13 protein-coding genes are annotated in these 14,327 nt (G+C 66.7%); 7 read left to right on the top strand and 6 right to left on the bottom strand.

The window, feature by feature from the left end:
• Complete coding sequence (locus IG75_RS0102160; protein ID WP_245713122.1) at positions 1-1,074, bottom strand: LLM class flavin-dependent oxidoreductase; 1,074 nt, start codon at positions 1,072-1,074, stop codon at positions 1-3.
• Between the two features lie 122 nt (positions 1,075-1,196).
• Between IG75_RS0102160 and IG75_RS0102155 the strand changes: the two genes are divergently transcribed.
• Positions 1,197-2,132, top strand: a complete 936-nt coding sequence (locus IG75_RS0102155; RefSeq protein WP_063834081.1) for a LysR substrate-binding domain-containing protein — start codon at positions 1,197-1,199, stop codon at positions 2,130-2,132.
• A 127-nt stretch (positions 2,133-2,259) separates the two neighbouring features.
• Here the strand turns inward: IG75_RS0102155 and IG75_RS0102150 are convergent, their stop codons facing one another.
• Complete coding sequence (locus IG75_RS0102150; RefSeq protein ID WP_030519418.1) at positions 2,260-3,150, bottom strand: alpha/beta fold hydrolase; 891 nt, start codon at positions 3,148-3,150, stop codon at positions 2,260-2,262.
• Positions 3,151-3,474: 324 nt separating this feature from the next.
• Between IG75_RS0102150 and IG75_RS0102145 the strand changes: the two genes are divergently transcribed.
• The 5 genes from IG75_RS0102145 (at position 3,475) to IG75_RS0102125 (ending at position 8,262) form a co-directional block, all read left to right on the top strand.
• Entirely contained in the window at positions 3,475-5,457 is a 1,983-nt protein-coding gene (locus IG75_RS0102145) for an MFS transporter (RefSeq protein ID WP_162183768.1), read from the top strand.
• Entirely contained in the window at positions 5,454-6,041 is a 588-nt protein-coding gene (locus IG75_RS39535) for a TetR/AcrR family transcriptional regulator (RefSeq protein ID WP_051714117.1), read from the top strand. Before IG75_RS0102145 ends, IG75_RS39535 begins: the two co-directional genes overlap by 4 nt.
• 362 nt (positions 6,042-6,403) lie before the next feature.
• The gene (locus IG75_RS0102135) at positions 6,404-6,658 is read left to right on the top strand and encodes an IPT/TIG domain-containing protein (RefSeq protein WP_081876578.1); all 255 of its coding nucleotides are present in this window, start codon (positions 6,404-6,406) and stop codon (positions 6,656-6,658) included.
• A gap of 258 nt (positions 6,659-6,916) precedes the next feature.
• Positions 6,917-7,429 carry a nitroreductase/quinone reductase family protein gene (locus tag IG75_RS35950; protein ID WP_030519414.1) on the top strand — a complete coding sequence of 171 codons (513 nt, stop codon included), beginning with the start codon at positions 6,917-6,919 and terminating at the stop codon, positions 7,427-7,429.
• A 227-nt stretch (positions 7,430-7,656) separates the two neighbouring features.
• Entirely contained in the window at positions 7,657-8,262 is a 606-nt protein-coding gene (locus IG75_RS0102125) for a DUF7691 family protein (RefSeq protein ID WP_030519413.1), read from the top strand.
• Between the two features lie 124 nt (positions 8,263-8,386).
• Here the strand turns inward: IG75_RS0102125 and IG75_RS0102120 are convergent, their stop codons facing one another.
• Positions 8,387-9,634 carry a cytochrome P450 family protein gene (locus IG75_RS0102120; RefSeq protein WP_030519412.1) on the bottom strand — a complete coding sequence of 416 codons (1,248 nt, stop codon included), beginning with the start codon at positions 9,632-9,634 and terminating at the stop codon, positions 8,387-8,389.
• 338 nt (positions 9,635-9,972) lie between these two features.
• Here IG75_RS0102120 and IG75_RS0102115 point away from each other — a divergent pair, with 338 nt between their 5' ends.
• Positions 9,973-10,524, top strand: coding sequence for a TetR/AcrR family transcriptional regulator (locus tag IG75_RS0102115; protein ID WP_162183767.1), 552 nt, complete (start codon positions 9,973-9,975; stop codon positions 10,522-10,524).
• A 68-nt stretch (positions 10,525-10,592) separates the two neighbouring features.
• Here IG75_RS0102115 and IG75_RS0102110 read toward each other — a convergent pair whose 3' ends face one another.
• Genes IG75_RS0102110 through IG75_RS0102100 form a run of 3 tightly spaced genes read right to left on the bottom strand, consistent with a single transcriptional unit; the run spans position 10,593 to position 14,310 of the window.
• Positions 10,593-12,203 (bottom strand): PEP-utilizing enzyme, encoded by a 1,611-nt coding sequence (locus tag IG75_RS0102110; protein ID WP_030519410.1) that lies wholly within the window; start codon positions 12,201-12,203, stop codon positions 10,593-10,595.
• Entirely contained in the window at positions 12,200-13,699 is a 1,500-nt protein-coding gene (locus IG75_RS0102105) for a pyruvate, phosphate dikinase (RefSeq protein ID WP_081876576.1), read from the bottom strand. The genes IG75_RS0102110 and IG75_RS0102105 overlap by 4 nt, the downstream gene beginning before the upstream one ends.
• Entirely contained in the window at positions 13,696-14,310 is a 615-nt protein-coding gene (locus IG75_RS0102100; RefSeq protein WP_030519408.1) for a hypothetical protein, read from the bottom strand. Before IG75_RS0102100 ends, IG75_RS0102105 begins: the two co-directional genes overlap by 4 nt.
• Positions 14,311-14,327 lie beyond the last annotated feature (17 nt).

Raw genomic sequence — 14,327 nt, 5'->3', positions numbered from 1 at the left:
TCATCGTGTCGTCCCCACCGTGACAGTGGGCTGTTCGGCCAGAATCTCGCGGACTCGAGGGATGACCGCGGTGCCGTACAGTTCGACCGAACGTAGCCGGGCGGTGGCGGAAACGGTGCCGGCGGCGGAGTAGACCATGTCGAATCGGCCCACATCCAGCACCCGGACCGCCTGGGCGATCTTGTTCGCGACCGTCTCGACCGAACCGACGTACAGCGACCCGTGTTCCACCTCGGCGTCGAATTCTTCCCGGCGCAGCGGTGGCCAGCCGCGCAACGCACCGATGCGGTCACGGATCTCCCGGTACCCGGGGTAGAACAGCTCTTTGGCCTCCTCGTCGGTGGCGGCCACGAAGCCGGGTGAGTGCATACCGACCGGGTGCGCGGGCGTGCCGAGCTCCTGATTCGCCCGCCGGTACAGATCCACATAGGGGGCGAAGCGACCGGGAGCGCCGCCGATGACGGCAAGCATGAGCCGGAACCCGTAGCGGGCCGTGCGGAGCACGGACTCAGGGGTACCGCCGACCCCGACCCAGGTAGCGAGACGTCCCGATTCGGTCTTCGGGTAGACATCCGCATCGCGCAGGGCGGGACGGGTGGTGCCCTCCCAGGTGACCGGCGTCTCGTCCAGGAGCCGATGGAACAGATCGATCTTCTCCTCGAACAGCACCTCGTAATCCTTCAGGTCGTACCCGAACAGTGGGAACGACTCGGTGAACGAACCCCGTCCGAGGATCACTTCGGCGCGGCCGCCGGAGAGCGCGTCGACGGTGGCAAAACGTTGGAACACCCGGACCGGGTCGTCCGAGGACAGCACCGTCACCCCTGAGGCGAGCCGGATACGCTTCGTGGCGGTGGCGATCCCCGCCAGCACCGTCTCCGGGCTGGAGATCGCGTACTCCGGCCGGTGGTGCTCCCCCAGCGCGATCACGTCGATGCCGGCCTGATCGGCCAGCACCGCCTCGGTCACCGCGGCGCGGATCGCCTGGGCGTGCGAGACGATCTCGCCCCGGTCGTTGCGGGGCCGGTCGCCGAAGCTGTCGATGCCGAACTCGATCTGCGAAGCATCCATCATGTGCTGTTCCTTCGAGGTTTGCCTCGTACGGTCACGGTGATGCGTGGCCTGGAAACGACCGTACGGTGGCCATCCGGCAGGCGTCCAAGACTTGTTCGGACGCGAAACGATAGGATTCTTCTATCGATATCAGCCCCCGCGTCCTCCGCTACTTCGTGGCCGTAGCCGAGGAACTCCACTTCGGCCGCGCAGCCACGCGTCTCTACATCGCCCAGCCGTCCCTGAGTCATCAGATCCGCAAGCTCGAAGAAGCTCTCGGGACCCCTCTGTTCGTGCGTTCCAGCCGTCAGGTGCAGCTCACCGCCGCAGGCCGGACGCTGGCTCGCGAGGCGCCGAGAGCGCTGGCTGCGCTGGAACACGCCGTGCAGCTCACCCGGCTGGCCGGGGCGGGGATCGCGACGACCATTCGGCTGGGCTACACCCCGGTCGCCGGGTTCGACACGCTCACTGCACTGCTGGATGCTCTGCGGGAAGACCACCCCGATCTGATGGTCGACGCTCGAGAGTTCTTCAGCGCCGAGATCCCCGAACGCCTCCGCGCCGGTGACCTGGATATCGGTCTCGCCCTCTCACCACAGCCCCTCGCCGGGGTAGGCGGCGAAATCCTGCGCGAAGAACCGGTTTCCGCACTCCTCAGCACTCGCCACCGCCTCGCCGACACACCGAGGATCCCGGTGCCGGCCCTCCGCGACGAGACGCTGCTGCTGTTCCCTCGCCATCTCGCCCCGGCGTACTACGACGGCATCGTCGCCGCGTGCCACGAAGCGGGCTTCTCACCCGCGATCTGCGCATTCGAGGAACCGCCGGTGAACGCCATGCTCGCCCGGCTCGCCGGCGGACGCGAGGTAAGCCTGGCCCCGGCATCGTTCGCCGAGCACACCGCGAAGGCCGGGGCCGGCATCATTGTTCGCGACCTCGTCGATCCGCCGATCCTGGCAGAACTCTCGATGCTGTGGCCCACGAACGATTCCTCGCCTGCCATTGCCAGCGCCCTCGCCACCGCCCGGCAATGCGCTGAACACAATAAATGGCTACGAAACCCATCACGTAGCGCGTGAAGCCACCACTGTGGCCTCGATCACCGAAAACCATTGTCGAACCGCCACCGGACCCGACGAACACCGGCCGGCACCCTGCCCCTGACCACCGAGCAGGCCAGTCCGAGGCTTATCGGCGTACGCGACCTTACATCGAATCCCACTGCGCCAGAGCCGTACGCACCGTCGCTACGAGAGGAAGCGGTTGGTCCATCATCGGGTGATGGCCCGCCTCGGCCAATTCGACAACTGCCGCCCGCCGCTTGAACGACCCCGCTATTGCCGATGCGGTCTCCGGCTCGACCAACCCGCGCTCACACCGGATGTACAGCGCGGGGGTGTCCACTGCCCGGAGTAGTCCGGGCATATCGATGGTCTCCTGTTCGAGCCGCTTCCGGAACATCTCGGGATCGAACTTCCAGACCCATCCGTCGTCGGTGCGGCGTACCGATTCCTCCGCCACATGCCGGGCCACGTAAGGCAGCACCGTAGCCTGGGCCGGCTCGGTACGAAACCGGCCGCAGATTTCTTCCTTGGTCCGGTAGGCCTTCGGCTTACGTTCGAGCTGCCGGATAATGGTCTCTTCCGGCGGCTCACGGAACATCGGCGAGTCGATGATCACCAGGCCCGCGACAGCATCCCGGTGCCGAGCACCCACGGCAGCGGTCACTCCTCCGCCCATACTGTGGCCGACAATGTACGGTCGAGCCGATATACCGCCGGCCTCGGCGGCCGCGATCACCTCGTCGGCCCAGCCGTCGAGCGGGTACCGGGATCGTACGGCGCTGTCTCCGTGGCCGGACAGATCGAGCGCCACCACGCGATATGTTGTCGCGAGCAATGGTGCAATATGGTCCCACCAGCCCGAATGCGCCGATCCGCCGTGTACAAGGACTACGCCGGGCGTGTCGGCCCGACCCCAGCACCGCAGATGGATGCGGCCCCCGGCCACCTCGACCTCACGATGTTCGGGCGACTCCGCGATGGCTTCCGTGAACCATCGCGGTGCCGCCACTGCAGACGTCACCGTCACTGTCACTGTCCACTCCTTCGCAGCAGTCCTACTCCATGGACCATATCCATCGGCACCACCGCCTATTCGTGCGGATTGCGCAGGACGGACGGGAGCCCGGGATATACCGGTGCAGCCGGCCGCGTAGGCGAGGATCGTGACACGCGCCGGCGCAGCAGGTAGTAGATCGGCCTCCTCGAGCGGAAAGCTCTCTGCCGCCGATTCGGCGAGCCCCGAACCCCGGCATCGCGACGTTGATCACAATCGTCACCCGGCGCTCGACTCGGGATGGTGAACACTGGTTCACTCATCGGGGTGAACAGACGTTCACCCCGATCGAAAGGTTCCCGTGTGAGCGCCCCGGATCGCGTCGCAACCGAAGGCTCACGGAGCTGGACCGTGATGGCGACCCTGGCGCTCACCGGCACCGTCGTCTCCCTCCAGCAAACGCTCGTCCTCCCACTTCTGCCCGAGCTTCCCGGCCTCCTGAACACCACCGCCGACAACGCGTCGTGGCTGGTGACCGCGACCCTGCTCTTCGGTGCGGTCTCGATTCCCACCGTCACCAGGCTCGCCGATATGTTCGGTAAGAAGCGGATGATGATGGTCGCACTCGCCATCATGGTGCTCGGCTCGGTCCTCGGCGCCGTCAGCACCGCCCTCATCCCGATAATCATCGCTCGCGCGCTGCAGGGTGTCGGGATGTCCCTCATACCCGTAGGTATCGCGATCCTCCGGGACGAGCTGCCGCGCGATCGCATGCCGCTCGGTGTCGCACTGATGAGTGCCAGCCTGGCGATCGGTTCCGGGGCGGGGCTCCCCCTGTCCGGTCTGATAGCAGCGCATTTGGACTGGCATGCCATCTTCTGGGTCACCGGCGTAGTGGGAGTGGTCGTCCTCGCCGCCGTCTGGCAAGTGATCCGCGAGTCACCGGTCAAGACCGGCGGATCGTTCGACTATCGGGGCGCGATCATCGGATCGGTCGCCCTGACTGCAGTGATGCTCGCATTGTCCAAAGGGGCACATTGGGGCTGGACCTCGGGTGTCACCCTGACCATTGTCGGCGCGGGCGCAGCCCTCCTGATCGCCTGGGTACCGCTCGAACTCCGGGTCCGGAACCCGCTTGTCAATGTGCGAATCGCGGCCCGCCCGGCTGTTCTGCTGGCGAACGCGGCCTCACTGCTGCTGGGCTTCGCCATGTTCGCGAATATGCTCGTCACCACGCAATTGCTCCAATTGCCGGTCAGTTCCGGTTACGGGCTCGGATACGACATATTGAACACCGGGCTGTGGATGGCGCCGATCGCGTTGGTCTTCGGCGCGATGGCGCCGGTATCCGCGAAGATCCTTCGCCGATACGGCCCGGTGGCGACACTGCTCACCGGAACACTCGTCATGGCGGGTTCCTATGTGGCTCGCGTGTATCTCAGCGCCGATCTCTGGCAGATAGTCGTGGGCTCGGTCCTGGTGGCCGCCGGAACATCCATGACCTACGCTGCCCTCCCCACGCTGATCATGCGTGCCGTTCCGCTGACGGAATCCGCGTCTGCCAATGGGCTCAACACCCTGTTGCGCTATATCGGCACGGCCTTGTCCAGCGCAGTCATGGCCGCGGTGGCCACCATGAGTACGACCCGGGTCGCCGGCGAGGTATTTCCCGCCTTCGAGGCCTTCGCCGTACTGTTCTGGATCTCCGCGGGCGCCTGCGCCGTCACCGCGATCATCGCGCTGGCCATGACCAGACTTCGCGAGAAACCGGACGAGAACACCGAAGAGCTCGACAAGTCCGAGCAGTCACATGAGGCGGTGGCCGGCGGAAAGGTGATCAGCCGGTCGAAACGCCCGATCGGTCACGCGGTCGTCACCGTGTTCACACCGTCCGCGGACCATGTCGACTGGAGTCAGGTGGACTCGACGGGCCACTTCTCGGTCGCCCTTCCCGGGCCCGGCCGCTATCTTCTGGTCACCGCAGCCGATGGATGGACACCGGACTCCCGTCTGGTGGACATCGACACCGGTGGCAGAATCGATGCGATCGTGCTGACGGAACGTTTGATGATGGCGGGCACTGTGGTCGATGCGACCGGACCGGTGAACGGTGCCCATGTGGTCCTCACCCGGCAAACAGGCGAAGCCGTCGGAACGACCCGGACCGGTGCGATCGGAGATTATCAGCTGCCCCTTCCGCAGAACGGGAGATACATCATCACCGCGTTCACACGTTCCTCGTCCACCGCACGCGCGATTACGATCTGGGGCTCGGCTCGCCGGTTCGATATCGAACTTCTCGAACCCTGCGCGCACATGCACGCCGACACGGTATCCACGCGGTGACCCGAGCCAGGGATGCCGCGCTGGCCGCGGCGTCGAAGTTGTTCGCGGAGCGCGGATACCGCCAAGTGACCATCCGCGACATCGCGCTGGCCGCAGGGCTGTCGCCCGCCATGGTGATGAAAGCGGTGGGAAGCAAGGAGAAACTCTTCCACGAGGTGGCCGAGGTGCAGCCACTCGAACTCGACGGAATACCTCACGAAGAACTCGGCCGGGCCCTGGTCGGGAACATCATCGACCGGATGCAGGCCGACGCGGTGGAACCCTTGGGACGCGCGATCATGCTGCGGCTCACCGCCCCCGATCCCGAGACGATTCAAGAGAAGTTCACCAGTGGCTACTTCGATGCGGTGGCCGAACGGCTCGGGGGCGGTGACGATGCCGAGCTGAGGTCCGAGTTGGCAGTCGGTGCGCTGATGGGCCTCGCCGCCGCGCTGCGCATTTTCGAAGCCCCCCACTCGGCCGCACGTTCCGAGCAGGTGGTGCGGCACTTCGGCGCTATCGTCCAGGACCTGCTGGACGGAGTCCACCGAGGCAGCACATCAGCGCAGGAGACCATCCACGACGGCAACGTCTCCGGCCCGTGACGACCGGCCGAAGAGCACGACGAAGGCAGCCGACGTAGCATGAGCCGAGACCCGGCACGTGCCGACGAACGCTTCCGTAGAGCCGTCGACCGGCGGTCGTCAGGGGCTACGCTCCGGCTCGGGTCGTCTCGGCTGCGCACTGCGACCTTGCGGACCGGCCGGGTGTAGGGGTGAGTCGTATCCCGACCCCATCGGCGCGAATCACCGGATCGAACCGGACAAAAACGGACAAAATCGGACCGCGGAACCTTTGCCGAAGTGCCGTCGCCGGAGGCTTACTGGATATGTAGCGATTGCCGCAGAAATGTCGGCATCCGTTGCAAGGCAACCCTTTTCATTCTATTTCGGCTTGGAGGCCGACCATGGCAGCTGTCCTCACCTCCCTCACACCCTCTTCCGGCCCTGCGACCACTTTCAACACTGTGGTGATCACCGGCTCCGGATTCAGCAATGTCGGTCCTTTGACCGTGCGGTTCGGTACCAAGGCGACCACATTCACCATCGATTCCGACACCCAGATCACGGCCATTTCCCCGACGGGGACAGGCACAGTGAACGTCACCGTCACCATAGAGCTGGACGGCACCAGCAACGCACTGCCCTACACCTATGTCTGACGGACCGATCGCGTTGCGGTCGTCGCCATGAGGGCCACCTGTCGATGTTCGAAGTCGCCGGCACGGCGCCCTCTCTGCGCCTGAGGCAGCGGCCGCGCGCCACGGCCTCGGTAGCACCCGACAACAACAGAAAAACCGGCAGCAGTGAGCCCCGGAAGTCTCCACCGACCGCCGGGGCACACCGCTTCTCCGGGTCGGGCACGGTTCTTCGTCGAATTAGGACGATAACTGTCCTGAATCCGCGGCACACTACGAATCATGAGCGAAACCAACTCGACTGTGGAACAGCCGGAGCAGACCGACATCACCGACTACGACGATCCGAACGCGCCGTGGAACCAGGCTTGGGACCAGGAGGGCGGCATCGCCGACTGGAACGATGATGTGATCAAAGAGTTCCGGGAGAACTCGGGCAAGGTGGGCGGTGCCTACGCGGGCGGGGACCTCATCCTGCTCACCACCACGGGCGCCAAGAGCGGCAAGCGGCACACGACTCCGCTGGGCCCCCTGTACCGGGACGACACCATGTACGTGAGCTCGTTCATCGAGGACAAGTACCCGGCCTGGTGGTACAACATCAAAGCGAATCCGCAGGTCACCATCGAGCTCCGGGACAAGACCTACCAGGCGACCGGCAAGGTGCTCGAAGGCGCGGATTACGACGAGTTCGCGGCCTGGGTACTGGCCAACAACCCCCTGCTGGCAGACTTCCAGTCCAAGATCGACCGGCCCATACCGCTGGTCGTGCTGACCTTCGACGACGAGGGCTGAGCGCTCCCAGGAACTTCCGGCCACGGTGCGTCGACTGGTGGGCACCGGGCTGCGCAGCAGAACCAGGATGCCGCCGGAGGTCACACTCCGTAGCCGCGTCCTGCACGCCTCGCATTTCGTTCACCAGGCCCCGAGAACGGTGCCGGGTGGGCGAAATGCTCTGGGAGAGAGACATATCGACTCGCATACCGAGAGCTCCGTCCACCCAACTCGCATACACTCGCCGGGTGAGCTCGCATCTCGATACATATCTACTCGACCTCCCGAAGACCCGCGCCTTGGTCGGATCCGGAGACGAACAACTCCTCGAGGTGGTCCACCGGCACTTCGGCGACCGGATGGCCGCCGCAGACGAACAATTCGCCTATCTGATCGAGGCCGGAGCGCCCACGGCGTACGAAGCACTTCGCGCCGTGATCAATGGTGGGCCGTACGGACACCATGCCTTCCAGTACCGCCTGGCCTATCAGCGCTTGTGCGAACTCACCGGCCTCGATCTGAGCGCCAACGTCTTCTCACATTTCCGCGGCGACTTCCTCGATGAGGTGGACAAGGGTCTGGCATCACTCAATGTGACTGCGACATCGCTGTTCTACTTCACACTGCCGCAAGTCCCAGTACCCGTAGAGCAGTCCCCAGAGGTCGGCTACGGAGAGTGGTCCACCGACGAGATCGCGCAGGCTCTACACCAATTCCGTACTTCCGTGTCGAACGGGACGGCACGGCAGGGCGACCCCGAGGTCACCGCGGCAGTAGCCGAATGCCTCTCGTGGATGCACATCGCAGAGTCGAAGCCGGGGTTGGGAATCGCCGGATTCTTTCACCTGGGCTGATGTCCGCTGCGAGCACAGGTGGAGGCGACCCGTGACGAGCACGGGAGCCGAAAGATTCCGACCAGCGCAGGTCCGCGGTGTTCGACCACCGACCGGTGCCTCCTCGGGGGCGGCCGCACCGTGATCAGGATATGCGCAGGGGCGACGACGCCGGGAAATCCACCCGCAACGAGGTCAGCGACCGATGGAACGGCCCGGGTCGCCAGGTCGGGGGTTCGGTCAACCGGATCTCGGGAAGAGCGTCGAGCAGTTGGTCGATAGCGTCCTGCGCGATCAGGTACGCCATGGACTGGGCGGGACAGGTGCGCGGGCCGACACCCCAGGCGAGATGGGAGCGGTTGCCGGTGCGATCACCACTGCGGACCCTCGGATCATCGTTGCAGGCCGCGATGCTGACGACGATCGGTTGATGGGCGGGCAGCCAGGCGTCGTCGATGAGGATCGGCTGCCGCGGGTAGGTGAGCAGATAGTTCGCCAAGGGGGGATCGTTGAAGAGAACATGGTCGAGTGCCTCCCGGGTCGACAGGCTCCCGCCCAGCACACCGCCACCCAGCCGGTCGTCGGTGAGGATGAACAGCAGCGTGTTGACGACGAAGTTCTGCTGGAATTCGATTCCCGCACCGTACTGACTGGCCAGCTGGTGGACCATCTCCAGATCGTCGAGCTCGGCCGGATGCCGCAGCAGCGCCGAGGTTATATCGTCGCCGGGTTCGGCCCGCTTCAGGGCCACCAGCTCCAGCATCGCCTCGCTGATCATCATATTCCCGTGATCGGCATCGATCCCCTCGACGATCGCCGCCATCCCGGCCGCCATCTTCTGGCCCACCTCCGGCGGGCAGCCGAACAGGACATTGAGCACTCCGAAGATCAGCGGAAAGGTGTATTGGCTGATCAGATCGGCGCTGCCGTCCTCGCAGAAGGCGTTGATCAGCGAGATGGCGATCTCTTCCACCGTGGTGTGCAGGGCGTAGAGATCGACCTCATCGACACTCTCGGTGGTGGCCCGACGAAAGCGTGCCGCTTCCGCCCCGGCGCTGCGGGTCGCCATCGGACGCCATTCCATCATCGGCAGGACGGGGCAATCGGCGGGCACACCCTGCTGCCAGGTGCGCGGATCGGCCGGGAAATGCTCAGGGTCGTTCAGGATCCGCACCGCGGTGCGGTAATCGATCACCAGCGTCGCGGGCACGCCGGGCGCCAGCTCCACCGGCATCAGAGACTGGTACTGCTTTCGCATTTCGCGGTAGTAGGCGTGGGGGTCGGCGGCGAATTCCGGTGCGAACAGCGGCATCCGCGGATCGTCGGAATCGAACGGCGAGATCGGGCGGGCGGGGCAGGACGGGGCAGGCGTTCCGGGTGGGACGTTGCTCAAGAAATGAACTCCAGACAGCGGTTGCGGACAACGAACGAGGGACCAGGTCTGCGGTGGCGCTCCCGGGCGCGGGAACAGTGGGCGCGAACCCTATGGGACGGCTTCCGGGCCACCGGAAAACGGACAGCTACACTCTGTCCGGTGCTGTCCGTGCGGAAGGTGTACCCGCCGCGAGTCGTCGCTCCAGGAGTTCGCCCGGGGCGGTGTGCCGGGCGGCGACAGCACCCGGGAAGCGGCCGACGAGAGGTAGCGCGGTGATGACCGGCCCGGCAGCGCGACCCCGTCGTGGCCGCGGGCGCCCGCCGGGATCGGATGGAGCGCAAACGCGGGACGCCATCTTGCGGGCGGCGCGTGAACTGTTCAGCGAAGTCGGCTACGACCGCGCGACATTCTCCGATATCGCGACCCGTGCCGGGGTGACCCGCACCAATGTCAACCACTACTTCCGGAGCAAGGACGAGCTCTACCGCACATTGTTCGAAGCCGATAAGGACAGTGTGATCACCGCCGGTATCGCCGACGCCGGGGTGGCGACCGACCTGGCCGACCGGATGGCCGCGTTCCTGCGCATCACCATGCGGGCCGATTCGGAGAACCGCACCTACGTAAGGTTTCTCGCGGCCTCGCTGTTCGACGCGCTGCGCAATCCGGAGCTCGCCGACTGGGCCGAGGGACAGATCGACAATGTGCGCGGCTTCATCCGGCCGGCACTCGAGGCCGCCGCGGCCGACGGGACCATCGGACCGGATGTCGATATCGCGACCGCCACCGAGGTGCTCATCGCCGTGGTGTGGGGAATGAGCATGTACGCGGGGTTCGTCGGAGCCGAGGACCGGCTCGAGCCGATGATCGACCAACTCACCGCCCTGCTGCGCGGCGCTCTCTGGTAGCCGCGGCCGGTGCGCACCGTACTCGCCCCGCCGGCCGCCGGGGCGGATCCGGTACCGCACCGTCCGGCTCATCCGAGGACGATGACAGTGCCCGCATCGCCGTCCAGGCGGATGTGCTGGCCGTCGCGGATCCGGTAGCTGCCGTTCTCGGTGCCACAGACACAGGGAATTCCGAGTTCGCGGGCCACGATCGGCCCGTGGCTGAGCAGGCCGCCGTAGTCGGTGACGACTCCGGCGGCGACGAGGAACAACGACACCCAGCTCGGGTCGGTCGTCTCGCAGACGAGGATATCGCCGTCGTCGAGTTCGGTGGTCGACGGATCGCGGACCACCCGGGCCCGGCCCTCCACCACACCACCACTGGCCGCCACGCCGGTCACGACGCCGGAGACATCCAGGGCCGGGGCCTCGGTCTCGCCGGACCTGATCAGCTGCGGTACACCGGCCCAGGCCTGCGGCAACCGGTAATCGCAACGCTGGTCGTACTGCGCCCGGCGAGCCGCGACCAATGCGCGCCGGTCACCGGTGACCCCTGCGCACACGTCGTCGTAGGACAGGTGGAAGACGTCGTCGACGTCGTCGAGCACGCCCGCTTCGACCAGCAGGGCACCCTGCCGCCGCATGGCGGCCCGGGCGATATCGAAGGTCAGCAGATACCCGGCCTTACCCTGCTCGCGTAGGGCGATCCAGCGGGCGGCCCACCGCACGTACCGGGCCGCGCCGCGGCGTTTGCGCCGGGGCAGAGCCGCCTGGAGTTCGGCCAGGGCACGCCGGCGGGTCTCGATCTGTTCCCGGCTCCGATTGCGCGGCGCCCGCGGGCTGTCCGCGGCGACAGCCCGGTAGTCGGCGAGCCGGTTGAGTACCGGGGTGGGGTCCTCGCGCCAGGTGACACCGGACAGCTGTCCCTCGTTGGTGCCGTGGTAACCGTGCCGGTCGGTGAACTCGCGCAACGGGATCTCGTCATGCGCCAGCGCCCACAGATCGTGCGCGATCTCGCTCTCGTCCGATCCGACCCCGGACAGCAGCGCCGGCGCGAGGTGGGCCAGGTCGAGTCCGGCCAGCATATCGGTGACCCGGTCCGCGAGCCCGGAGCTGACGAACGCGACGAGCATATGCGCGGTCAGCATGCGCTGGAAACGCTGTCGCGCGTCGTCGAGCAGTTCGACGCATCCTGCGTGGTCGAGCGTGTCGATACCGTCCAGATGGGCGAGCCGCCAGCGGCGCAGTCCGGCGAATTCGGCATCGTGGCGCCTGGGTAGCCGGAGCACCGCCGCCGGTGCTTTCACCATGATGACGGGGTAGCGCCGGGCGCTGTTCGCGTCGACCGTCTCCGGCCGCACATAGCCGAAGAGCTGCTGTTCCACCGCCGTCGCCGAGGTACCGGGGGTAATGTTCGCGATCTCCCGGAACTTGTCGATATTGGCCGCGGCCCGCCCGGCGAACAGTGTCCAGAACATATCCTCCGGCTGATCCGGAACATAGACCTGTTTCCCGGTGAGGACACCCAGATTCCGGAATGTCGTGCGGGTCGCCAGTTCCACCGACGCGTTGACGAAGGTGAAGCCCAAGGTGGTGAACACCCCCGGAAACGCCTCCGCGACATTGCCGGTGGTCCAGGTGACCGCGGGATCGATCGTCGTGTTGTCGAGCGTTTCCTCGACGATTTCGCGGGTGCTCATCGAACTCTCTCCATCGTGCGTCGCAGGAGCAGATCGGGTAGCGAACCCGGTGCGCCGTATGGGGATTCCGCACGTGCCCATCGGGTGAGCAGCGCGATATCGGGATCGTCGGCCGGGGCGCCGGGGATGACGGTGAGCTCGCCGGGATACACCGCTCCGGCCGTCGCGTCGACGGTGACCGTCTGTCCGGCCAGCACGGTGAGTGATCCGGTACCGCAACCGACCACGCACGGTACGGCCATCTCACGGCAGACCACCGCCGCGTGCGAGGTCGACCCGCCGAGTTCGGTGATCACCGCCGCGGCCACCGACATGGCCAGCACATCGTCGGGGTCGGTGGTGGGCCGGGCCAGGATCACCGCTTCGCCCCGGTCCGCGCGTTCCTCGGCTTCGCCGGAGTCGGTGACGACGCGACCGGTGGCAATACCCGGACACGCCGGTTTGCCGGTTGCCACCGCAGCGGTCGCGGCCGGCTCGGCGCGGTCGAGCCGTGGGTCCAGCACGGCGCGAGCCTGCTCGGGTGTCACCCGGTCGAGCGCTTCGCCGTCGGTGATCAGGCCGGCCTGCCGAAGGAGTACCGCATGCCGGATCGCGGCCTCCGGGGTGCGTTTGGCGACCCGTGACTGCAGCAGCCACAGCGTGCCGCTCTCCACCGTGAACTCGATATCCTGCACGTCGCGGGCGTCGGCCTCCAGCCGGGCCGCAGCGGCGAGCAGGTCGGCGTGTACCTCCGGCATGGTGGCGGCCAGCTCCGCGAGCGCGAGCGCGTCGGCGCGGCCGGACACCACATCCTCACCCTGGCCACGCGGCAGCCATTCACCGTAGGGTTCGGCATCGCCGGAGAGCGGGTTGCGGGTGAACAGCACGCCGGTCCCCGAACGGTCGTCGAGATTGCCGAATACCATCGCCTGCACGGTGACCGCTGTCCCGGCATCGTGTGACAGACCACGGCTCTCGCGATATCCGACAGCGCGCGGTGCACGCCAGGAATCGATCACCGCCTCGATCGCGCGACGTAACTGCTCCCACGGGTCCGCGACCGGAGGCCGGCCGACCACCTTTTCGAACTGTGCGCGGAATCGGCGATGGGTGTCGGCGGCGAATGCGGTATCCCCGAACCGTTCGGCCAGTGCCCGTTCGACCTCGTCGTTCGTTCCCAGGTTGAGGACGGTATCCATCATCCCGGGCATGCTGGTCGCCGCGCCCGAGCGCACCGAGACGAGAAGCGGCCGCGGCCCGGCGCCGAATCGGCGGCCGGTGGCCGTCTCCAGCTCCGCCACAGCGGCGGGCACCGCGTCCCATACTTCGGGAGGTAGCGACTCCCCCGCGCTGTGCATCCACCGGCACACCTCGGTGGTGATGACGAATGCCGGTGGGACCGGGATCCCGAGCGCCGACATCCGCTGCAGGCTCCAGGCTTTACCGCCCAGCAGATCCGGGCCCGCGGTGGTCGCGGGACCGAGCGGGAGAACCGACGGGTGTCCGGCAGTGCTCACTCGGCCCTCCCCGCGGCCTCTTCCCGCACCCGGGACATACCGCCGAGACCGATCAATTCCTCGTGCAGTTCGAACCACACGGTGTGATAGCTGTCGACCAGCGGCCGGGCCAGCCAGGCCGGATCGCCGGAGCGAATCCTCGCCAGGGCCCCGGCGAACCGGTCCGGGTACTGCGCCAGGCGCGGCGCGAGTTCGACGAACTCCGCGAGCAGTGGTGCGAACCGCTCGTGCAGCTCACCCAGCCGCGCCATGATCCGTGCGTCGTAGTCGGCGTCGGTGTGGTCGTTCGGACGCGTACCGTCGATCAACTGCCAATCGGTGACCAGCTGTTTGAGGTCGTCGTTCACTATGCCGAAGCCGAGGTACCGCTGTCGCAGCCGCGCCCGGTCGACAGTGGCTCGCTCGGCTGCCAGCATTTCGTCGAGTCGCGCCCGGCCCGCCGCGGTGATCTTGACACGGGTGCCCGCGCGCTGCAGTTCCCCCGCTGCCAGGAGCGGCTCCAGCACACTCGACAGCGCGGCATCGCTGAGGCCTGCCGCGGCGGCGAGATCGGACTCGGTGGGACGACCTTTGAAACGCGCAGCCTGAAGAACGCGCAGGACATATGGCATGGCGTATCCGCTCTCTC

The sequence above is a fragment of the Nocardia rhamnosiphila NBRC 108938 genome, assembly GCF_000720425.1.
GTDB classification, from domain to species: domain Bacteria; phylum Actinomycetota; class Actinomycetes; order Mycobacteriales; family Mycobacteriaceae; genus Nocardia; species Nocardia rhamnosiphila.
The sequence above is the reverse complement of the archived record's forward strand: the minus strand, read 5'-3'. Positions and strand labels throughout refer to the sequence as shown.

What these genes read in the sequence shown, in the direction of transcription:
- IG75_RS0102160 (WP_245713122.1), bottom strand. Translation starts at nt 1,074, where the DNA reads ATGATGGATGCTTCGCAGATCGAGTTCGGCATCGACAGCTTCGGCGAC.
- IG75_RS0102135 (WP_081876578.1), top strand. Translation starts at nt 6,404, where the DNA reads ATGGCAGCTGTCCTCACCTCCCTCACACCCTCTTCCGGCCCTGCGACC.
- IG75_RS35950 (WP_030519414.1), top strand. Translation starts at nt 6,917, where the DNA reads ATGAGCGAAACCAACTCGACTGTGGAACAGCCGGAGCAGACCGACATC.
- IG75_RS0102110 (WP_030519410.1), bottom strand. Translation starts at nt 12,203, where the DNA reads ATGAGCACCCGCGAAATCGTCGAGGAAACGCTCGACAACACGACGATC.
- IG75_RS0102100 (WP_030519408.1), bottom strand. Translation starts at nt 14,310, where the DNA reads ATGCCATATGTCCTGCGCGTTCTTCAGGCTGCGCGTTTCAAAGGTCGT.